13 protein-coding genes are annotated in these 23,662 nt (G+C 42.3%); 3 read left to right on the forward strand and 10 right to left on the reverse strand.

Annotated features, from left to right (window positions below):
• Positions 1–35 precede the first annotated feature (35 nt).
• Positions 36–890 (reverse strand): ABC transporter permease, encoded by an 855-nt coding sequence (locus ACM5QX_RS13700; RefSeq protein ID WP_414754008.1) that lies wholly within the window; start codon positions 888–890, stop codon positions 36–38.
• A complete protein-coding gene (locus tag ACM5QX_RS13705; RefSeq protein ID WP_414754009.1) occupies positions 847–1,701 on the reverse strand; it encodes an ABC transporter ATP-binding protein in 855 nt (284 codons plus the stop codon). The genes ACM5QX_RS13700 and ACM5QX_RS13705 overlap by 44 nt, the downstream gene beginning before the upstream one ends.
• 99 nt (positions 1,702–1,800) lie before the next feature.
• Between ACM5QX_RS13705 and ACM5QX_RS13710 the strand changes: the two genes are divergently transcribed.
• Positions 1,801–1,962 (forward strand): hypothetical protein, encoded by a 162-nt coding sequence (locus tag ACM5QX_RS13710; protein WP_414754010.1) that lies wholly within the window; start codon positions 1,801–1,803, stop codon positions 1,960–1,962.
• A 29-nt stretch (positions 1,963–1,991) separates the two neighbouring features.
• Positions 1,992–2,747: a dienelactone hydrolase family protein gene (locus ACM5QX_RS13715; RefSeq protein WP_414754011.1), complete on the forward strand. Its 756-nt coding sequence runs from the start codon at positions 1,992–1,994 to the stop codon at positions 2,745–2,747.
• Positions 2,748–2,826: 79 nt separating this feature from the next.
• On the opposite strand, the gene ACM5QX_RS13720 is transcribed toward ACM5QX_RS13715, so the two are convergent.
• From ACM5QX_RS13720 to ACM5QX_RS13745, 6 genes are all read right to left on the reverse strand, one after another.
• Entirely contained in the window at positions 2,827–3,648 is an 822-nt protein-coding gene (locus tag ACM5QX_RS13720; protein WP_414754012.1) for an NADPH-dependent oxidoreductase, read from the reverse strand.
• 23 nt (positions 3,649–3,671) lie between these two features.
• Positions 3,672–4,769 carry a sulfonate ABC transporter substrate-binding protein gene (locus ACM5QX_RS13725; protein WP_414754013.1) on the reverse strand — a complete coding sequence of 366 codons (1,098 nt, stop codon included), beginning with the start codon at positions 4,767–4,769 and terminating at the stop codon, positions 3,672–3,674.
• 527 nt (positions 4,770–5,296) lie between these two features.
• Positions 5,297–6,433: a cystathionine gamma-synthase gene (locus ACM5QX_RS13730; protein WP_414754014.1), complete on the reverse strand. Its 1,137-nt coding sequence runs from the start codon at positions 6,431–6,433 to the stop codon at positions 5,297–5,299.
• Positions 6,423–7,808 carry a cystathionine beta-synthase gene (locus ACM5QX_RS13735; RefSeq protein ID WP_414754015.1) on the reverse strand — a complete coding sequence of 462 codons (1,386 nt, stop codon included), beginning with the start codon at positions 7,806–7,808 and terminating at the stop codon, positions 6,423–6,425. Before ACM5QX_RS13735 ends, ACM5QX_RS13730 begins: the two co-directional genes overlap by 11 nt.
• Positions 7,809–8,079: 271 nt before the next feature.
• Positions 8,080–8,475, reverse strand: coding sequence for an aminotransferase class I/II-fold pyridoxal phosphate-dependent enzyme (locus ACM5QX_RS13740; protein ID WP_414754016.1), 396 nt, complete (start codon positions 8,473–8,475; stop codon positions 8,080–8,082).
• Positions 8,476–8,573: 98 nt separating this feature from the next.
• Positions 8,574–8,720 carry a hypothetical protein gene (locus ACM5QX_RS13745; RefSeq protein ID WP_414754017.1) on the reverse strand — a complete coding sequence of 49 codons (147 nt, stop codon included), beginning with the start codon at positions 8,718–8,720 and terminating at the stop codon, positions 8,574–8,576.
• Positions 8,721–9,073: 353 nt separating this feature from the next.
• Here ACM5QX_RS13745 and ACM5QX_RS13750 point away from each other — a divergent pair, with 353 nt between their 5' ends.
• Complete coding sequence (locus ACM5QX_RS13750; protein WP_414754018.1) at positions 9,074–9,547, forward strand: beta-lactamase hydrolase domain-containing protein; 474 nt, start codon at positions 9,074–9,076, stop codon at positions 9,545–9,547.
• Between the two features lie 133 nt (positions 9,548–9,680).
• Here ACM5QX_RS13750 and ACM5QX_RS13755 read toward each other — a convergent pair whose 3' ends face one another.
• A complete protein-coding gene (locus ACM5QX_RS13755; RefSeq protein ID WP_414754019.1) occupies positions 9,681–10,619 on the reverse strand; it encodes a hypothetical protein in 939 nt (312 codons plus the stop codon).
• Positions 10,620–10,671: 52 nt separating this feature from the next.
• Positions 10,672–23,568 (reverse strand): beta strand repeat-containing protein, encoded by a 12,897-nt coding sequence (locus ACM5QX_RS13760; protein ID WP_414754020.1) that lies wholly within the window; start codon positions 23,566–23,568, stop codon positions 10,672–10,674.
• Positions 23,569–23,662 lie beyond the last annotated feature (94 nt).

The following is a 23,662-nucleotide window of genomic DNA, read 5'->3' on the forward strand; positions in this document are numbered from 1 at the left end:
TTTGTGGGTGGATATTTGAGTGATTCAACGGCTAATTACATTGCCACCCGTGGATAAAGTCGTCCACAAATGAGGGTTAAGCCTATTAGTGTTAACAAGAGAATTGCACAGTCCCAACCAAAGCCATAGATACTGGTTCCATTAGCTAACATTGTGCCACGTAGTCCATCCACTTGGTAAGTTAAGGGATTAACGCGAGACAAAAACTTTAACCAGTCAGGCATCATGGAAATGGGATAAATGGCATTACTCGCAAAAAACAAAGGCATAGTTAACAACTGTCCAATTCCTGTCATCCGTTCTCTGGTTTTTACCAAACAGCCGATGATTAAGGAAAAAGTACAGAAACAACCTGCTCCCAACATGACAACGAATAGCACTTGGATAAAAGCTAAGGGATGCAGATTGAGATTAACACCTAATATCAGTGCTAATACGTAAATTACCAATACCTGTGATAAACATCGGACTCCACAAGCTAAGGACTTACCTAACACCATTGCCACTCTAGGTGTCGGGCTAGCCAAGAATTTATGCACAACTCCTAAATCTCGCTCCCAGATCAGCGTCATTCCACCTGTGAAAATGGCGACAAATAACACACTCTGCGCCAGAATCCCCGCCGTCATAAAGTCTAGGTAAGGTAATTCGCCTGTAGGAATTGCCCGAATGCGGGAGAATACTTGCCCAAAGATGAGCAGCCACAGTGATGGTTGCACGGCTCGGACTATTAAATCCGTAGGATCGTGTCGGAGTTTCCGCACTTCCATCTCGGCAATCACAAAGGTTTTGGTAAATATCTGAATAATTGTAGAAATCACACTGGCGCGATGGGTAGCTTTTGGCTTAACCCAACCGTTGAGATGTACGTCTGGTTCTGGCTGTATCACGATAGTTCACTCCTGATGTTAGTTGATCCCCTGTGTAATGAATAAAGACATCATCTAAGGTTGCATTGAGCTTACCCAAAGAAGCTTTTAAATCACTGGGTTCCCCTGTAATCACAACTTGACCTTGCTGCATAATCGTCACTCGGCTACACAGACTATCAGCTTCTTCTAAAAAGTGGGTGGTTAAAAATATGGTTGTGCCGTAATCTGCTCGCAGTTGTTGCACAAGTTGCCATACCTGAGTGCGGGCTATGGGATCTAGTCCTACAGTCGGTTCATCAAGAAACAAAATCTTGGGTTGGTGCATGATAGATTGGGCAATTTCTAGCTTGCGAATCATGCCACCAGAGTAGTTACGTACTAAACGATGGGCTGCGGCTTGCAAACCCATGAAATCCAGCACTTCCCGAATACGCCTTTGCCTGTGCTTGACAGGAATATCGTATAGCTTGGCAAAAATTAAGAGGTTTTCGTAACCTGTGAGACTACCATCAGCAGAAAGGGCTTGAGGTACATAGCCAAATAGCCGTCTAACAGCCGCCGCCTGGTGAGTTACGTCATAACCAGCTATAGTTGCTCTCCCTGCACTTAGGGGCAATAAAGTAGTCAACATCTTCATTGCTGTGCTTTTACCTGCGCCGTTAGGGCCAAGTAAGCCAAAGACCTCACCTTGTTGGACTGTGATACTTAAATCTTTGACAGCAACCGCTTTACCAAAGTAACGCGTCAGTCCTTGGGTTTCTAAAATCACTGCGTTAGGGCTACTGGCAAGTGATTTTGACAAATCAGTGTTTCCCGTAAGTCTTGTCACGAGTTTGATGCACTTTTAAATATTTAGTTAAACTAACTATTAGCTTCGCATATTTTACGAGAAAGTCAAGAGTATATTTTGTGGTGGGCGAATTTTGCTATGCTCATTGCCGTAGTGCCTGTTTTTCAATATGTCTTTCTAGCAGGAATTGTCGGAGATGTGATAGACCTGTCTGGGATCTTGGTGACGGTACTTGTCTTTCCTGCTTACTTGTGGAATGATGCTTTTATAAAATACGGTAGCTTGATATATTTACCGTAGTTTGACGAGATTTTAAGCTAAATACTCAAATGACAAGTACAGGAATTCGCACAACTCAAGTTAAAGTCCCAAACGGTGATTTGCAAATAGATGCTTATCTCGCTGAACCGGCAAAAGAGGGAACTTTCCCTGCCGTGATTGTGATTCAGGAAATATTTGGGGTAAATATTCATATTCGGGAAGTTGCTGAGAAGTTTGCCCACGAGGGGTATGTAGCTGTTGCTCCTGCACTTTATCAACGAACTGCTCCCGGTTTCGAGGCTAAATATACCCAAGAAGATATCCAACGTGGTAGAGGCTATAAAGAGCAGACCACAGCAGAGGAAATATTGAGTGATATTCAAGCGGCGATCGCCTATTTGAGAACTTTACCAAATGTCCAAAAAGGGGCGATCGGTTCAATTGGCTTCTGTTTTGGTGGTCATGTTGTTTACTTGGCTGCCACATTACCAGACATTAAAGTGACAGCATCCTTCTACGGTGGTGGGATTATCAACTCTACACCTGGTGGTGGTGAACCGACTATTACCCATACCTCAAAGATTAAAGCCCCCATTTATGCCTTCTTTGGCACTGAAGATCAAGGCATCCCGCTAGAACACACAGAACAAATTGAAGCCGAATTAAAGAAACATCAAATTCCTCATAAAATCTTTCGCTATGAAGGCGCAGGGCATGGCTTTTTCTGCAACCATCGCGCCAGCTATAATCCCGAAGCTGCCGCCGACGCTTGGCAACAAGTCTTAGAATTATTCCAAAAAAACCTCCAACTGCAACCAGTTTAAATCTCAAATAGTCTCGGCTTTATCGGGACTACTTCTTTGCCTTGGTAGTATAAACGCGATTAATCGCGTTTATACTTTTTTAGCGCAACTTAAAACCTAAATTTTTCAAAGCTTCCTGCAAGCGATCGCGTCCTGATAAAGATTCAGCAAACGCTACTCGTTTAGCTGAGTGTTCCGACCAATCACCAGCAACATTCATCTGTTGGGAATTGTAGAATGCTTTCATGATTTGGTTGTAAAGAGCAATTTCCTGGTCTTGTTTCTCCAATTGATAAGTCTCCCGATGCAATACTGCTGCTTGAGGTAAACGCGGTTTAACTTCCACATTTACAGATGAATTTGCGTAACCGACGCACAACCCAAAAACTGCAAAGACATGAGGCGGTAAATTTAAAACCTCTGCCACTTCTTCTGGACGGTTACGCAATGCACCTATATAAACTGTTCCCAAACCCAGAGATTCGGCAGCAACAACGGCATTTTGTGCCGCCAATGTCGCATCTATAGCCGCCATCAGAAACATTTCTAGATAATCTAAAGCATCATGGGATAATCCTTGACTCTCAGCAACGTATGTTAGTCTTGCCAAATCTGCTAACCACACCAGAAATAAAGGACACTGGCGAATATGGGCTTGGTTATTCGCTAACTGCGATAACTTCTCCTTACGTTGTGCATCTTGGACAGCAACTACACTCCATGTCTGGAGATTAGAGGAAGTCGATGCAGATTGAGCTGCTGCTACCAAAGTTTCTAGAGTGTTTGATGGTAGGGAATCACTAAGGTAAGAACGAATCGAACGGTGAGACAGTAAAGTTGATAATGTCTCGTTCCAAGAAATATCTGCATTGAATGCGTCTACGCCGTAACGACGATGTAATAACTCAGTAAGATTGGTCATAAGAACGAAATGTGAATTACAGATTATGGATTCTTGGGTGCAAAAGCTGCATATTGCGCTGGTGTAAGCATTGCTTCTTTGACATCAATTGCTTTGGGAATTAATTTTAGTTCATAGAATTTATCTGCAACTTCCTGTTGGAGAGTAATTAATTCTTGAGTGATTGGTCTGATGCCAAATTTTCTTCTATTAGTACTTGTTTGCATCGTTTCCAAATCGATGCCCAAGATAGGAGAAAGAGTTGCTGCTACTTCATTGCGATTTTTATCAGACCATTGTTCAGTATTTTGAATTTCTTCTAGTATTGCTTTAATAATTTCTGGTTGCTGGTTAGCAAATTTGCGGCTAGCAAGGTAATATCCTCCCTGCTTATTAACTCCTGTACCATCAATTAACACACGAGCATCGGCTGATTTTTCGGCTGCTGCATAAAAGGGGTCCCAAATTGACCAAGCATCAATGCTACCTTTGACAAAGGCGGCACGAGCATCGGCTGGGGGTAGATATATGGGTTGAATATCGCTATACTTCAGTCCGTTTTTTTCTAAAATTTGCACTAGCAGATAATGGGCGCTAGAACCTTTTTGGAAAGCGATTTTTTTCCCTTTAAGATCATTGACTGTTTTGATATCGGAATTTTTGGGAACAAGAATTGCTGAATTAGCTGGACTGGGTATAATTCCCGCAATATATGTGATTGCAGCATCGGCTGCTTGAGCAAAAATTGGTGGTGATTCTCCAGTATGCCCGAAGTCAATACTACCGACATTCATCGCTTCTAAAAGCTGCGGACCGGCAGGAAATTCATTCCATTCAACAGATACTCCTTCAGGTTGCAAGCGCTTTTCTAAAAGCCCTTTACTTTTTAGGAGAATTGCTGATTTTTGATAGCCTATTCTGACTACAGATGCTTTACTCTGAGTTGAATTATTAGCAGAAGTAATATTACTAGCATTATTAGCTGTGCAGGCAGCAAATAAAAGACTGAGGCATAAGCCAGTAATAAATGTCCCAGTAAATTTTATAGGAACGATAGATATTGAGCGCCTCTGATTAGCAAATTTGAAAATAAACAATTTTTGCCAATAGGTTATTATGCGCTGGAATAAAAAATTCAACATCAAGTCTTACCTTTTTTCGAGTGAAATATGAAGCTGTTTGACTGACAGTACTTTGAGAAAAATTAATCATGATTAGATCAGCTAAAGTTATGTTTTATCATAAAATACGGCAAATCGGTCAAGTTAGAGTACTATATTTTTGCAGAATCATAGTATTTCGTAAAGACTTTAATAAATTTTGTAATAGCTATAGCTAAATCCTTAGAGAATGTTTGAAAAGTTATGAAGGATACTAAAGACCCCTCTCCATAGCGCGGAGCACTTCTCGTAGAGTACCTTTACCTGTTGGTGCTAGTCTGTCGTTAGGCAAGCGAAGAGAGGCTTTGAAACCCCCATTCCCTGTCTTCACTACGCAACGCGAACGTAGGGAAAGAGGGCTAGGGGAGTTAGGTTCTTAAGATTTTGATGTTTAAAATAATACTTTTCAAACAATCTCTTAGATACATCACAATTTTTTAGTAGGGAATGAACCACCGACAACTTCCCCAACCAAAAATGAGAATCTCTTTTCCCTAAACTCTAAATTTTCAACTTAAAGCATTCTCCAAATCAGCTTGCAAGTCTAATACATTCTCAATTCCTACGGAAAGACGGACTAAATTATCATTAATTCCCCGTTTATATCTTTCTTCTTGTGGTAGAGAACCATGAGTCATTTTTGCCGGGTAGCAAAGTAATGATTCTACACCACCTAAACTTTCTGCTAATAAAAATAACTGGAGACGGGAAGCAAATTTTTCCACATCAGCAAAATCGCCTTTTAATTCCAGACTAATCATCCCACCAAAACCAGACATTTGTGATTTAGCTAATTGATGTTGTTCATGGCTAGTTAAACCTGGATAATAAACGCGTTCAACTTTGGGATGCTGTTCTAAAAATTGAGCCAATAACAAAGCATTTTTTTCATGTTCTCGCATTCTGACAGCTAACGTTTTAATTCCTCGCAGCACTAACCAACTATCAAAGGGACTGGGAACAGCCCCAATTGCATTTTGATAAAATTTCAATTCAGTATATAGTTGCTCATTGGATGTCACTACTGCGCCGCCAATAATATCGCTGTGTCCCCCTAAATATTTGGTGGTACTGTGAACTACAATATCAGCGCCATTATCTAACGGTCTTTGAAAGTAAGGACTAGCAAATGTGTTATCAACTACTAGAATAAGATTATTTTGCTCAGCAATATTTGCTAGTGCGGCAATATCAATGATTTTTAATAAGGGATTAGTAGGAGTTTCTACCCAAATCAGTTTAGTGTTGGGTTGAATAGCTTTAGCAAAATTAGAAATATCATCAATATCTACATAGGTTGTCGTTACACCCCAATTTTTTACTACCCTTTCTAATAAACGATAAGTACCACCATACAAATCATCACCAGCTACAATATGATCGCCGCTTTTAAGTAGACTTAAGACAGTGGTAGTCGCCGCTAAACCAGAAGCAAAGGCTAATCCATATTCACCATTTTCAATCGCTGCTAAAGCCTCTTCTAAAGCATTACGCGTGGGGTTTCCAGTGCGAGAATATTCATACCCTTTGTGCTGACCTATGGCTTCTTGTTGATATGTAGAAGTTAAATAAATTGGCACAATCACCGCACCAGTTTGTGGATCTGATTGTTGACCTTCATGAATTGCTTTAGTTTCAAATTCCATTGTTTACCTTTGATTTTTCTTGGTTTTGACTAATCCAATATCTAATTAAATCGGCTCTGGTAATTAATCCTGCGGGAATATTATTGCGAGTAATAATAATCCCTGTGGTTCCTGATAACAGAACTCGGTAAGCTTCAGAAACATCTACATTTTCATCGAGAATTGGAAGTGGTTTACCCATCACAGCTAAAACTTGCTGATTAGAGAAATTAATCCCGTCATAGAGAAATTTCATCAAAGATGCTTCATTGAGGCTACCTACTACATGATGATTATCAATTACAGGTAACTGAGAGATATTGAGTTTCTGTAGTAAGTTTGTTGCCTGGCTTAACGTATCACTAGAACTAACAGCAACTAAAGAAGGAAAATCAGTTTTTTGATGCAGAATTTCCCCAATTTTTATAGTTTTAACTGTTTTACCTTCCCAAAAACCATTCTCTTGCATCCAGACATCAGAGTAAATTTTATTAATGTAGTTTCTCCCTGTATCTGGTAACAAAACTACAATATATTTTGGCTGTGATAATCGTGCTGCATACTTGAGGGCTGCGGCTACTACTGTACCACAAGAACCTCCGACTAATAAGCCTTCTTCTCTAGCTAGACGACGCGCCATATTAAAAGATTCTTTATCGCTGACGCGAATCATTTCATCAACTAATTGACGATTAAAAGTTTTCGGAATAAAGTCTTCACCAATTCCTTCAACTTTATAAGATTTAGGGCTATCTCCTGAGAGGATAGAACCTTCTGGATCTGCACCAACAATAATAATATTTGGGTTTTGTTCTTTGAGATATTTAGCAACTCCAGAAATTGTCCCACCAGTACCCATACCAGCGACAAAAACATCTACTTTACCTTGACTATCTGCCCAAATTTCTGGCCCAGTTGTTAAATAATGAGCTAAAGGATTATTCGGGTTTTCAAATTGATTTGGTCTATATGCACCGGGAATTTCTTTAGCTAGTCTTTCCGCTACACCGTTATAACTTTCTGGGGAGTCGGGCGGTACAGATGTAGGAGTAACAACAACTTCTGCACCATAAGCTTTGAGCAGGTTAATTTTATCCTGGCTCATTTTATCAGGCATGACAAAAATACAGCGATATTTTTTAACTGCGGCAATGAGTGCTAATCCCACACCAGTGTTACCTGCGGTGGCTTCAATAATAGTTCCTCCTGGTTGTATTTGACCTGTTTTTTCGGCATTTTCAATCATGGACAGGGCAATTCTATCTTTGGTACTACCACCAGGATTAAGATACTCTACTTTTGCATAAATAGGAGATTGAATATTTGCAGTAACTCGATTAAGTCTAACTAAAGGAGTCTGACTAATTGCTTGTAAAATATTTTCATAATTAGCCATATTTACCCCTACTCATTTATGAAAAAATTTGATAAATCTGTTATTTAATTTTTAAATTTGGCTGCAATTTTAGCAATCTTTCGCCTGCTGATTGTAGTGTTTCTGGTTTTGTACTAAAGCAAAACCGGATGAATGAATTTCCTTTTTCTGGGGGACTCAAAAATCTCGAACCGGGAACTACGGCTACACAAATGTCTTTAATTAGATAGTTAGTGAATTCTAGATCATTTTCGTAGCCAAATTTGGCAATATTGGCAAAGACATAGTAAGCTCATTTGGGGACAAAATAAGGAATACTTGCCTGATCTAAAATCTCTAAAATGCTGTCTCTTTTTTGACGATAAAGTCTGGCTAATTCTTCATAGTAAGATGGTGGTAGTTGCATTGCGGCTACTCCGGCTCTTGGCAACGGCGCAGGCGCACCAACTGTAAGAAATTCGTGGATTTTTCTAATCGCTCCTGTTAATTCAGGTGTTGCCAAAATATAGCCGACTCGCCAACTATTAACACTGTAGGTTTTGGAAAGACCGTTGATAGTAATAATAGTGCGCTCTTCCATCCCTGGAAGGGTTGCTAAGGCTATGTGTTGAGTTCCATGATAGAGAATGTGTTCATAGATTTCATCGGTCAAGCCTAAAACATCCCACTTTTGGCATAGTTGAGCCATCAAATTAAGTTCCTCGCGTGTAAAGGTCGTGAGTCTTAGGAATCTCCCGCAATACCGCTTGCGGTTAGCGGCGAGAGGATGTCAAAAGCTGCTTGTTTCTATTCCGGCGGACAAGGAAAATCAGGAAACCCCTGAGCTAGATTCATTGCACTGTGCTGCACTGCTATTCTTGTCATTTCTCGAATCGGTGATTCGGGAAACTGTTTCGCCTTTGTTGATATTTTGGGACGCTGAATCTCTCTCACTTGGCGACTCCGGCTGTACTAAGTTCCTGTAGGAATAATTAAATCACATAAACTGATTGATTTACCGTAGTATGCCTAAATCCCCTGCATCAGAAGAAATTTGACACTGGAAATATAAATAAAATATAAACAACGGTAAGTCTATCGAAAATAAGTATTTTGTTTTCGTAAATACATTAACTTTGTATACAAACCGTATATTATGAACAAACCAAAATAAATGCCTAGTAGATTCAGCAGTAATCAAGTAATATCTGCGGCTGTTGGGCAAATTTTAGCTTGTTTATTTATCTAGATACGCAAAGCTAGCTCAAATAGCTTTTTACGATACCAAAGATTGAGAAGGAGCGAATGTGAACAATAGTATACGGATTAACGAAAATTTAACGACGACAGGACAAGTCATACCAGAACAGCTGAAGCAAGCTAGCCAAGAAGGTTTTAAGTCAGTGTTGAATTTGCGATCGCCAGATGAACTAGGATTTTCCCACAATGAGCAACAAGTGGCGGAAGCATTAGGGCTGAAATACGTAAATGTACCTTTGAAGCTAGAAGACTTGAATGAAGAATTAATTACCGAAGTTCTCAAAGCATTAAAAACACTTCCAAAACCCACTTTAGTGCATTGTGCAGCAGCGATGCGTTCTACGGGAATTGCATTATTAAGTATTGCGGTTGAGGAAGGATTGACACCAGAGCAAACCCTAGCCAAAGCTCGGAATTTAGGCTTTAGTGTATTTGAACATTCTTTTGTTAGTCAGCGACTGAAAAATTTGTTAGTAGACTATCTGAATAAACACGCTAAAGTCGCCGTAGCAACCATTTGATCATCGGGAAATTACGGATAAAGCTCGATTGATTTTCCAGCCTACCTACTTAACGTCGAGTCATTATGTCTCTATTTGCTCTATCTCCAGCATTACCGATTCCAGTTTACCTAATCAATGACACGTCCTATTGTTATGAAGTAACCGATTTTCTGTTACCGATTTTGAATAAAACTAAGACACTGATGCACAGTAGTCCTAATGTTGAGGAACGTTCAGGAATTTGGACGCTAAAACCGTGAGAGATGCTGTTGATATCTAAGTAGCTACCAACAACACGATTGCGATCGCTAATGTCGAAAGCTGAGATAGAAACTGCATCAGCTATACTAATCGGTACAAATGATTTACCAGATGCGTAAAATGCCTGATTTCCTATATCATTGGCGAAATTACCCACTATTGTGTCTCGGTTGTTAATCCCGAATACTGTTGTATAAAATGCCCCAGGAGCCTGAATACTGGTGAATTTAGCCCCATCTAGCAGAAAACCACTCACTAAGCCTGTGGAATCAGCAAAGAAGCCGACCATTTTCCCTGCATCATTAATATCGGTAACAAAAGTTACCAGAGCATCAGGGGCATTAATCGTGGTGAAATTACCACCATTGAGCAGAAAACCGCGACTCACACCACTACTATCAACGTAAGAACCGACAATATGACCAAAGTTGTTAATGCCAAATACTGTAGTAACAATCGCATTAGGCACATCAATCGTCGTCAAATTACTGCCATCAAATAAAAAGCCCGAATTTTTGGTGCCATCGCTGAAGAATCCGACAATTTGACCGGCATCGTTGATGTCAAAGGCAGTAGTGCTGATGGCGTTGGGGACTTCTATATCGCTGAATTTTTTGTTGTTCAACAGAAAACCGCGAACAGTCGTTTCACTATCAAAACTACCGACAACCTGATGATAATTATTAATTCCGAAGGCATTTGTGGCCAGTGCATTCGGGACATCAATGGGGTTAGGAGGCAAAGCACTCAAGGAAGCAGCTTGCACCGTGGGAGCGATTGTTAGTGAGAGGCTAAATGTAGTCAAATAAACTGCTAGAGAGCGTTGCATTTTTCCTCAAAGTAATTTCAACAGAAACAATTTCACGGATTGTGAACAACTGTTAGGCGTTGCGGATGATTGCTGAGAAGGTGAAATCAAAGATAAAGTCAATTCCAGGGCCGCCGTCAACTAGGATGCTACTACCTGGCACTTTACTGTTGATGGTGAAAGTATCATTACCAAAACCGAGGAAAATATTGGTCGCTTCTAAGAATGTGTAGCTGATGCCATTACTCATACCTAAGCCTGTGATAGCGTTGGCTGTCATTGTGCCGTTGTTAGGCGCGCCATCACCGCTATCTTCTACGTTTAGGGTATCCGCACCAGCACCGCCATCGACGAAGAGTAGAGCTAAAATTCCGTTAACTATACCTCCTCTGTTTGGTGCAGAAGTACTGACATTTATAATATCGTTGCCACCGCCAGCAAATATGTTGGTAGTGCTACGGATAGATCGCACATTAAAGGTCTCTGATCCTACATTACCATAAATCGAGGTTGTAGTACGAGGAAATGTACTGGAAATAGTAAAGTTGTTGTTACCACTACCTAATATGATACTTAAATTGTTGATGTCTCGATAAGTGATCCCACTTGTCATACCTAATCCTGTCAACTGAGTATCAGTTAATGTACCTGTATTAGCTGTGGTATCACCGCTATCCCTAACTTCGAGGCTATTGTTCTCTGGCCCACCAATGATGGTTAAAGCAGCTGCTATGCCATTGACTGTTGGTGTTCCAGCACTCGTAACTTTAATGACATTATTACCTGCATCTGCATTCAGGGTTGTGGCATTAGTGATTGCTTGTATATTCAGAGTATCCGCACCGTCACCTGCATTAATGGTAGTCGTTGCACTGGTACTGCTGACAGTAAAGGTATCTGCACCCCTACCCAACTCAATGTTGAGAGTTTCTACTGTGCCGTAGGTGATGGTAGTGGGACTTAAACCATTAATTGTAGTGGCGGTTAATATGCCTGTATTGTTTGTATTGTCGTCTCTGTCATTGATGTTGACTGTGTCAGTATCAGTACCACCAATGATGGTTAAAGCAGCTGCTATGGTATTGACTGTTCTTGATCCGGGACTACCAACATTAATCACATCATTACCTGCACCTGTATTCAGGGTTGTGGCATGACTGATCGCTTCTACATTCAAAGTATCATTACCACCACCTGTGTTAATTGTGGTTGCAGCACCAGTACTGCTGACAATAAAGTTATCTGCACCTGTACCCAAATTAATGTTGAGAGTTTCTGCTGTGCTGTAATTGATAGGACGGCCAAGACCCAAATTATCAATGGTGGTGCTGCTTAATCTGCCTCCATTGTTAGCAGTATTAGCACTATTATTGATGTTTATGGTGTCAGTGTCAGCACCACCATTGATGGTTAAATCAGATGCTATGACATTGAGTGTTGTGGCTCCAACACTACCAACATTAATGACATCATTACCTGCATCTGCATTCAGGGTTGTGGCATTAGCGATCGCTTGTACATTGAGAGTATCATTACCGCCACCTGCGTTAACCGTGGTTATGGCACTGGTACTGCTGACAGTCAAGGTATCTGCACCCGTACCCAGATTAATGTTGAGAGTTTCTACTGTGCCGTAGGTGATGTTAGCGGGACTTAAACCAGTAATTGTAGTGCTGGTTAATGTGCCGTTATTGTTTGTAGTGTCGCCACTGTCATTGATGTTTACAGTATCAATACCATTACCACCATTGATGGTTAAAGCAGCAGCGATCGCATTGACAGTATTTGATGTGCTATTACCAACATTAATTACATCATTACCTGCATCTGCATTAATTGTTGTGCCTGCACCGCTAGTTCCCTGGACGTAAATCAAGTCATTTCCTCCGCCCGCAGTCACCGTATCTTCACCAGTACCACTGTCGAGGGTATCATTACCTGCACCGCCGGTAATGTTATCGTTACCAGCGTTACCATAAATGGCGATCGCTTGGTTAATAGCTGAGGCATTAATTGTGTCATTGCCTGAGCCACCTATAATGGTGGTAGCTGCACTAACTCCCTGTACAGTTAAGTTATTTGAGCCACTACCGAGGTTGATATTTAGAGTTTCTACTGTCCCATAAGTGATGCCATTGCTACCCAAGCCTGTGAGGGCTGTGGCTGTGAGTGTACCTGTATTGTTAGCAGTGTCGCCACTGTCATTGATGGTGATGGTGTCAGTGTCAGCACCACCATTGATGGTGAGAGAAGCAGCGATCGCATTTACGGTTGTGGGTGTGCCACCACCAACATTAATCACATCATTACCTGCATCGGCATTCAGGGTTGTGGCATTAGCGATTGCTTGTACATTCAGAGTATCATTACCGCCATTTGCATTAATAGTAGTCGTCACACTGGTGCTGCTGACAGTAAAGTTATCTGCACCTGTACCCAGATTAATGTTGAGAGTTTCTGCTGTGCCGTAAGTGATGGTACCGCTACTTAAACCAGTAACTGTGGTGGCTGTTAATGTGCCTGTGTTGGCTGCGGTATCACCACTGTCATTGATAGTGATGGTGTCAGTTTCACTACCACCATTGATGGTTAAAGCGGCTGCTATGCCATTGGCTGCTAGTGTTCCGGCAGTTCCAACATTAATCGCATCATTACCTACATCGGCATTCAGGGTTGTGGCATTAGCAATCGCTAGTACATTGAGAGTATCATTACCGCCACCTGCATTAATCGTGGTTGTTGCACTGGTGCTGCTGACAGTAAAGGTATCTGCACCCGTACCCAGATTAATGTTGAGAGTTTCTACTGTGCCGTAGGTGATGCTACCAGAACTTAAACCAGTAATTGTGCTGCTGGTTAATGTGCCTGTATTGGCTGCGGTATCGCCATTGTCATTGATGTTGACGGTGTCAGTTTCAGTGCCACCAATGATGGTTAAAGCGGCTGCTATGCCGTTGACGGTTGGTGTTGTGGCACTACCCACATTAATCACATCATTACCTGCACCTGCATTCAGGGTGATGGCATTACTGATAGCTTCTACATTCAGAGTATCCGCACCGCCATTTGCATTAATGGTAGTCGTCACACTGGTGCTGCTGACAGTAAAAGTATCTGCACCTGCACCCAGATTAATGTTGAGAGTTTCTACTGTACCGTAGCTGATGCTACCGGAACTTAAACCAGTAATTGTGGTGGCAGTTAATGTGCCTGTATTGTTAGCAGTGTCGCCATTATCATTGATGTTGACGGTGTCGGTTTCAGCACCACCATTGACGGTTAAAGCAGCCGTTATGCCATTGACTGTCGTCGGTGTGGCACTACCCACATTAATCACATCATTGCCTATACCTGCATTCAGGGTTGTGGCATTAGCGATCGCTTGTACATTCAGAGTATCATTACCCTCACCTGCATTAATCGTGGTTGTTGCACTGGTACTGCTGACAGTAAAGATATCTGCACCCCTACCCAAATTAATGTTGAGGGTTTCTGCGGTGCCGTAGGTGATAGTGGCAGGACTTAAACCAGTGATTGTGGTGCTGGTTAACGTGCCTGTGTTGGCTGCGGTGTCGCCAATGTCATTGATGGTTATGGTGTCAGTATCAGCACCACCATTGATGGTTAAACCAGCTGCTATTGTATTGACTGTTGGCACTCCGGCACTAACAACATTAATGACATCATTACCTGCATCTCCATTAATTGTGGTGACGCTGTTAATTGTCTGCACATTAATTGTATCTACACCACTACCACCAGTAATGGTAGTAGTAGTATTGGGGTTGGTATTCTGCACAGTCAAACTATTAGCACCATCACCCAATTCCACAGTTAGATTTTCTATTCCGATGTAAAGGAAGCCACTAGCTCCCATGCCTAAGCCAAGAATGGTATTAAAAGTGATAAATCCTGTGTTGGCAACAGTATCAAAGTCGTCATAAACACCTAATGTGTCAACTCCTGCTCCTCCATCAATAGTTAAGCCAGCCAAAATATTATTGAGAGTTCTGCCAACTCTGCCAGCATCAGCTAGAGGAGTGCCAATTTCAATGCGATCATCACCTAAACCGCCTAATACTGTTGTAGTTCCACCGCTAGTTCCTTGCACAGTAATTAAGTCATTACCTGCGCCACCTATGACAAAATCTTGACCAGTACCAGTATCTAGGCGATCATTTCCTGCACCACCAGTAATGCGGTCATTACCAGCATTACCGAAGATGGTAACAGCTTGAATAGCAGCAGAAGCATCAATTATGTCATTGCCTGAGCCACCTGTAATGGTGGTGACAGCAGTAGTTCCTTGCACAGTGAAGTTATTCGCGCCACTGCCCAGATTCACATTCAGTGTTTCTACTGTACCGTATGTGATACTGCTAGGACTTAAGCCTGTAATTGTAGTGGCTGTGAGATTACCTGTATTAGCGGCTGTATCGCCACTATCATCAATAGTTAACTCGTCATTACCTTCGCCGCCAATAATGGTTAATGCTCCGGTAATATTATTCACTGTGCCACCCAAATTCGGGGTGAGATTACCTATCTTAATCTGATCGTCGCCTGCACCAGCATCGATGGTGATGGCGTTTGTTGTGGATTGAATATTAAATGTATCAATATCGCTACCACCACGCAGATTATCCACATTAGTAAAGGTCAAACCATTAACTGTGCCGTTAGCACCGTTCACTGTCCAAGTGTTGGCGGTGGTTTTGCCAATGATGGTTGTGTTTGCACCGTTACCAATAATTGTTTCTATCCCAGTCAAGGCGGGATTATTTAAGTCAATGGTGACTGTACCAGTAAAGCCAGAGAAATCTAGGAAATCTACGCCGCCAACGTCGTCGTTACCACCGCCAATGTTACCAGTGATTTGTGACGTACCGTTGAAATTAAAGCGATCGCTACCACCACCACCGTCAACACCGCCCGTAAAGGTAACACCATCATTGACGATAAAGGTATCTGCTTCTGCACCACCAATGAGGTTTTCAATATTTCTGAAACCATCTTTGAGGATTTCGTTGGTGGTAACAGTCACACCATTAACGGTAAAGGTTTCGGGAGTTGCATCAGAGATTTTCCCTGCACCATCTCCTGTTAATGTCCAAGTTGTGGTGACATTTTCTTCTTGTTCGATGGTATCGTCACCGCCACCACCATCAATTGAGCCTGAACCAAACAGCACACCACCGCGCAGCTTGAAGACATCAACAGCATTGCTACCATTGAGGTTCTGAATATTGCTGAAATTAAAGGTTGTTTGAGGTGCAACGAAAATACCGCTATTGATGCCATTAACTATCCAGGTATTAGTTACACCACTAAAGCCACCGAGGAGTAAATTAACACCTGTACGTCCGTCAATAGTACCTCCTGGTGAGACAGCAGCATTGTTCATTAAGAAAGTATCAGTATTGAAACCACCTTTTAAGTTAGCAATATTACTGAAAGAAAGTAAGAAGTTTTGTCCTTGAACAAATCCAGTATCCTGACTGTTAATTGACCAATTTAGGGCTAAGGTAGAGTTAATTTGTAGAGTATTTAGTGGCGACGACACTCTACCACCATCAATAATACCTCCGGGGCTGAGTGAACCACCAGGTTGGAAGATGAAAGTATTACCCCCTGAACCGCCAACTAGCTTACCGATATTGCTAAAGAGATTAATCGCTCCTTGCAGATTTCCTCTGTCAGCACCAGTAATCTCCCAAGTATAGGGTCTGCCATTAGTATTAGCTATCTGGATGGTATTAATACCAGCAAAGCCACCGCCATCAATGGAGTTAAAGCCGGATAAACTACCACCACCACCGACAATGAAAGTATCAGCCCCTAAACCGCCATCAATGTTGCCAGAGAGACTACCGTTGTTATCGAGAATGAATGTATTTTCTTCATTGCCACCTTTCAGGTTGGCAATATTACTGAAACCACCTGTGATACCTGTAACCGTTCCTGCATCTGCCCCTGTCACAGTCCAAGTTGTCGTAATATTAGAATCGATCGCTAAAGTATCGTTACCACCTTCACCATTTACTGTACCTGATAGAGTACCACCAGCCAGAGTAAAGCGATCGCGTTCTGTTCCTCCTTGTAAATTACCGACATTAGTAAAGTTAATGGTTGTGTTGTTCCCTTCGATGGGTGAGAAACTCAGACTACCCGCATCAGTTCCTGTCACTGACCATTGATTGAGTACATTGAGAGCTTGGAGAGTATTATTACCACCTTTACCATCAATCGAGGAGACTACATCTTCGTCAGCTATGGTGAAGGTATCTGCATTGTCACTACCCTCAAGCCTAGTGATGTTATTGAAAGAAATAGCAGTTTTAGGAATTCCGGAGTAACGATCGCCTGTGAGAGAAATTGCCTGACCAGCAAAGGCATCTTCTAGAGTTGCTGCTAACTGAATCTCCTGATTATTGAGCTTGATCACAAAGTAATTAGAGAAAGCTTGCCCGGTGACTAAATTATGATTGCGTCTGAAGTCACTAGTTAAGACAGTTCCCACCCCACCAATACGATTAAATGATAGTCCCTGCTCCTCTCGTTCGCCTTGTAATAGGCCAGCATTCTGCCCAGAAATTGTCCAATTAACAAAATTTGCACTGTTACTTCGTAAGATATTTTTTCCTAAACCACCATCAAGGCTACCTGTCAGGCGAGCGTTGTTATTGACAATAAAGGTATCATCCCCATTACTGCCAATGAGGTTACTAATCTGCGAGAATTGATCGACGAAGTTAGTTCTACCACTATCTATTCCGAGTAAATTCCATGTGCTAGCTTGGTTGTTTTTTAAAGTGTTAATTCCGCCACCACCGAAGATTTCGACAAATCCACCATTATTAAGACTGAACAAATCGCTACTTCCGCCACCAAACAAAGACTGAATTCTTTGGAAATTGCTAACTGGTGTAAGTTTTCCTTCTGTACTTCCATCAAAGCCAAGAAATATTGGTATTCTTCCGATGGCATTTACAAAACTGTTTGCCAAGGCAATCCTGTAATCATCTATCTTAATCGCATAGTAGATGTTATCCCGACCTTGCTCGTATTTTTCTAAATTCCAATCGTTCAACGGTAATCTACCATCGCTGAGAGCGCGGAAGGCGACAGCTTGACCATTAGAAAAGTTATGGGGGCGAGCATATTCGATAACAGAGCCACGGAAGTCAGAATTATTTTCGAGTGATATCCGATTAACATCATTCGCCTTAACTAAAAACTGAGTGCCATTAAGGGGAATAGCAGATTCCAAGTCAAGGGGGATGTTGCTACCTGTTTGTGTTAGTTGAATCGTTAAGTCATCTCGACGAATAACTCGATAATATTCTCTATTAACAAGTATTTCAGTCTCACCCGCTTGATAATTATATTGGTATTGGACGAGATCGCCAGTTACAAAGTTATGAGGACTGGAGAAAGTAATTGTCTTGTTAGTTGTATCGACTCTGGAGCTATCGTAGGCAACATAGGCATGTTGACCCCGATTAAGTAGTGCGTTCCGCTCTACGCCTTCGCTGCCGACAAAGGTGTTTGTCTTGATCAGTTCGTGGTTATTACCGCCGTCTATTGTTGCTAATAAGGTAATCGGAAGATTGTTATTAGATAAGTTGGTAAGTTGGACTGTAAAGTCATCTTGACGAATTACCTGATAGAAAAGACCATCAACCAATCCACCAATATCTCCACTCACTTGATTTGTGCCGTTACGATACTGGACGCGATCGCCTGTAACTAAGTTATGGCGATAGGAGAAGGTAATAGTATTGTTGGCACTATTAACGACGGAGGAAGAACTACCATCAAAGGTTAATTCAGTGGTGGGCAATATCGTGCCGATGTTGAGGTTAGATGCGGTGTTCTTAGTTCCCCAAATGTTAACTGTATCACTACCTTGTAAGCTGTTTTTGCCATCACCACCATCAATTGTTAAACCACCTTCAGAACGCAGGAAGAAAGTATCATCTTGATCGCCAGCTTGGATATTGCCGATATTTTGGAAATTCAGGCGAACTTGCTTAGTTAACCAATGTCTTTGTTGTGCTATATCAACCAAGGAAGGAGATAACCTTGTTACCGTTCTTCCTTGATTATCTATTAGGGAGATAGTACGGTCATTGATTACCTTGACGTTATATAATTCACCCCGTTTTAACCCCTGTATATCGTTGAGTTCTGTTACAGTATTCCCACCTCGATTTGCGGCGATAGTGTTGCCATATAAGACAATCTGACCATCAAAGAAATTGTGAGGCTGTGCAAAGGTGATGCGATCTAAGTCGAAGCCTGCTGGCAATTCACCTGGTTTGATTAAGTCAAGCTCATCGTAAGCTTTACCAGCATGACCACCGTCTATTTCCCAAGTGATGCCTGGGGTATTAATAACATCCATCAGGATCGCGTTGCTTCCTTGTCCACCATCAATTTTCCCTATTACTCCCCAGTCAACTTGTTGTTTACCGTTAACTGTCAAAGTTGTGCTGTTGATGATAAAGGTGTCGTTACCTGAGCCACCTGTTAAATTACCAATATAGTTGAATTCGATATTAGTGTTAGAACCGTTTTGATGGAGGGTGTTGCTAACACCAAAAAGTTCCAAATCTTCCAGTGCAAAGCCATTAGAGACATTAATTGTCCAGGTATTATTGGTATCAGTTGCAATTAAGGTGGTGTTAATACCGTTACCGATAAAGGTTTCAACATTATTAAACCTGTTGTTAGCCAAGTTAATTACTACTGTTCCAGTAGCTTGGGAGAAGTCAACTACATCAGGTGTATTGGAGGGATTATCACCACCGTCAACTGTACCAGCTACCTGAGCAGTATCGCGGAATTTAAACCTATCGCCACCTGCACCGCTATTAATTAATGCTGTAATCAGAGCATCATTAGCGAAATTAAAGACATCATCGCCACCACCACCACTGACGCTACCAGTGATATCAATGCTGTTGACGTTATCCGTCATAATCAAGCCACTGGCTGTGTTTTGGATGGTAACGATCAACTCAGTGGTAATACTGTTTGTGCCTTGCCCAATAGTGTAGCTAAATGTCTCTGTCAGGCTTGCACCTACAGGTAAGTTAACCACTTGTGGATCGGACAATTCCACCGCGTAGGAGTAAGTACCATCAGCACTAATATTGAGTCTGCCATAGCTACCTGCAATTACACTGGATTCATCACCTGTAACTGTTGTGCCGTCAACATCGCTGATGGTGACGGTATCTTCAGGATTACGTGCCAATAACCGCGCCAGTAAGTTACCCGTAATCAGTGTCAAACTAAAGACATCACCTATTGCATCTGGTGGTACTTCTTCATCAATATGTATGACTGCATCTGCGGCTGTGAAGTTAAATGTATCGACACCTGCACCACCAACTAAGTTATTAAAGTTAATGAAGGTAATGTTAGAGATCACTACCTCATCTTCGCCAATAATTTCCCAAGTGTTGGGTTGATCTGCACCGATTAAGGTACTGTCTTCCTCATTCCCAATGACAACTTCAAATTCGCTGAAGTTAATCTCTTGCAGATCAATAGTCACGGGGTTAGTGGTTTGTGAAAAGTCAATGACATCCACTACTACTTCATCAGTATTATCACCACCACTGACTAAGCCAGTAATCGTTCCTGTACCATTGATAATTACTGTATCGCCACCATCGCCTGCGTCAATATTACCTGTGAAGGTGACACCATCATTGATAATGAATACATCTGCATCAGCACCACCGATGAGATTTTCAATGTTGGTGAAGCCATTTCTGAGAATTAAGTTGGTGGTGACGGTTTGACCATTGACGGTGAAGGTTTCTGGTGTGGAATCGGAGATAGTCCCGGAATCTTCGTCGGTTAAAGTCCAGGTAGTTGTAAAGTCATCATCATCATCGTCGGCACTACCTTGTTGCTCGATGGTATCCTTACCACCACCACCATTAATTGCGCCGGAACCATACAGCACACCACCCTGTAACTTGAAGACATCATCAGCATCACTACCATTGAGGTTTTGAATGTTGGTGAAGTCAAAGGTATAAGTTGTGCCATCTTTAGTGGCGGTGAAAGTGCCACTATTAACCCCATTGACAACCCAAGTATTGGTAGTATCAGTAATTCCGCCACTTAAGATGTTAACTCCGGCACGCCCGTCTATTGTGCCACCTTCGGCAACAGTGGCATCTTCTAACTTAAATTCATCGTTACCTGCACTGCCTGTTAAGTTGGCAATGTTGTCAAATTCTAAAAATAAGTCTTCTCCTGACACTTCTCCGCCATTTTGACGGTTGATTACCCAATTGAGGTCTGTATCAGCATTGATTTCTAGGGTATTTAGTTGTGGGTCGCCTTGTCCACCATCAACTGTAAAATCAAAGTTCGATAAGCCATTGTCCTCAAAGACAAAGGTATCTTCGTCATTACCGCCAATCAGTTTGTTAATTTCCCTAAATGCGGTGGTGTCGTTGCCATTGTCAACTGTACCAGCGTTTTCGGCGTTAATTGTCCAGTTATTCTCGACATTACCGCCCTGTAGGGTATTGTCACCTTCACCACCAGCGATCGCACCTGTAATGTAGCCATCTTCATCGAGGATGAAGATATCATTGTCATTGCCACCAATCAGGTTAGCTATTTCTGTAAAGGCTGTGCTTCCAGAATTATTGGTAATATTCCCGGTATTTTCATCGGTAATTGTCCAAGTGTTCTCAGCATTACCGCCCTCTAAGGTGTTGTCACCTGCTCTACCTGAAATTTCACCTGTGATGCGGTTATCTCTTTCTAGGATGAAGGTGTCATCGTCATTACCGCCAATCAGGTCGGTTATTTCTGTAAAATTGGTTCTACCTCCCTGATTTTCAATATAACCTGCGTTTTCCGCCTTAATTGTCCAAGTATTCTCGACATCACCACCCTGTAAAGTGTTGTCGCCTGTTCTACCTGCAATCTCACCTGTGATGCGGTTATCTGCTTGCAGAATGAAGGTGTCATCATCATTACCACCAATCAGGTTGGCGATTTGAGTAAAGTTGGTTGTGCCGTCACTATTGGTGATATTCCCAGCATTTTCAGCCGTAATTGTCCAAGTATTCCTAACATTATCACCTTGGAGGGTATTTGTACCTCCACCACCAGCGATCGCCCCGGTGATATGGCTATTGTCTTCTAGGATGAAGATGTCAGCTTGATTATTACCTGTGAGGTAGGCGATTTGGTTAAATTCTGTTCTACCTGTGCTATTTTCAACTACCCCGGTATTGTTATCGGTAATTCTCCAGGTATTGCTGACATTACCGCCTTCTAGGGTATCGTTACCGCCACCGCCTGCGATCGCGCCTGTGATGCGGTTATCTCCTTCTAGGATGAAGGTATCATCATCATTACCACCAATCAGGTTGGTTATTTCTGTAAAGTTAGTGTTATCACCACGGTTCTCAATATAACCTGCGTTTTCAGCCGTAATTGTCCAAGTATTCCTGACATTGCCGCCCTTGAGGGTATTGTCGCCTTCTTTACCAGCTATTTCACCTGTGATGTGACTGTTATTTTCCAGGATGAAGATGTCATCATCATCACCACCAATCAAGTTGGTTATTTCTGTAAAGTTGGTTGTGCCGTCACTATTGCTGATATTCCCAGCATTTTCATCTGTAATTGTCCAGGTATTATATGAGTCACCACCTTCTAGGGTGTTTTTCCCGCGTCCACCATCGATTGTGCCTGTGATGTGGCTATCTTCTGACAGAATGAAGGTATCAGCTTGATTACCACCGATGAGGTTGGCAATTTCCCTAAACGAAGTTATCTCGCCACTACCAATATTGGTGAGATCACCCATATTGTCAGTGACAATTGTCCACTCGTTATCGACATTCCCACCTTGTAGGGTGTTGTTACCACCTCCACCAGCGATTTCGCCTGTGATTTGACTGTCACCTTCCAGGATGAAGGTGTCATCTCCATCGCCGCCAATCAGGTTGGCAATGTCGCTAAACTCTGTTGTCCCGGCAATATTATCAATACTGCCTGTATCGTTACTGGTAATTGTCCACTCGTTATCGACACTACCCCCTTGTAGGGTGTTGTTACCACCTCCACCGACGATTTCGCCTGTGATTTGACTGTTGTTTTCCAGGATGAAGGTGTCATCTGCATTGCCACCAATCAGGTTAGCAATGTCGCTAAACTCAATTGTCCCGACAATATTATCAACACTACCTGTATCGTTACTGGTAATTGTCCAGGTATTTTCGACACTAACCCCTTGTAGGGTGTTGTTGCCACCATTGCCATCAATGCTACCTGCGAGGCTGCCGGCAACAGTCAGGGTAAATGTATCGCTGCTACTACTACCAACTAAATTACCGATATTGGTAAAGCCGAGAGTGACTCCTGTGACGCTACCAATGTTAGCACCTGCGATCGTCCAGTCCAGAGATTGATTACTGCCTTTGATGGTGTTGAGGTTAGCTAATCCACCACCCTCAATGCTGCCATCTAAACTGCCTCCAGCCTCCAGTGTGAAGGTATCAGCACCTAATCCACCCCGGACAGTGGCAATATTTTTAAATCCACTAGCCAAGTTAGTGACAGTTCCAGTATTGCTACCAGCGATTGTCCAGTCATTGTTTCCTGGCCCAGCTTCTAAGCTATTGAGTAAGGCAATACCGCCGCCGTCAATAGAACCACTTAAGCTGCCCCCAAGACTGAAGATGAAGATATCGCTGGACGCTCCGCCGATGAGAGTGCCGATACCAGAGAAGGTTTTGATACCTGCACCGCTTGTGAGTGTTCCCGAATTGAATCCTGTAATTGTCCAAACATTGGCACAATCACCTGCTTGTAAGGCATTCTCTCCCGTGCCACCATCAAAGGTTTGTGTGGCTTCGCAGGGAGTTTCTTCCTCCTCTTCCTCCCGATCTGGATCTTGATCTTCTGGATCTGGCTCTTCCACCTTTGTTGGTCGCGGTGGTATGGGTGGTGGTGGTTCTGGTCGCGGTGGTATGGGTGGTGGTGGTTCTGGTCGCGGTGGTATGGGTGGTGGTGGT

The organism is Anabaena sp. CCY 9910 (assembly GCF_963920875.1).
Taxonomy (GTDB): Bacteria; Cyanobacteriota; Cyanobacteriia; order Cyanobacteriales; family Nostocaceae; genus Trichormus; species Trichormus variabilis.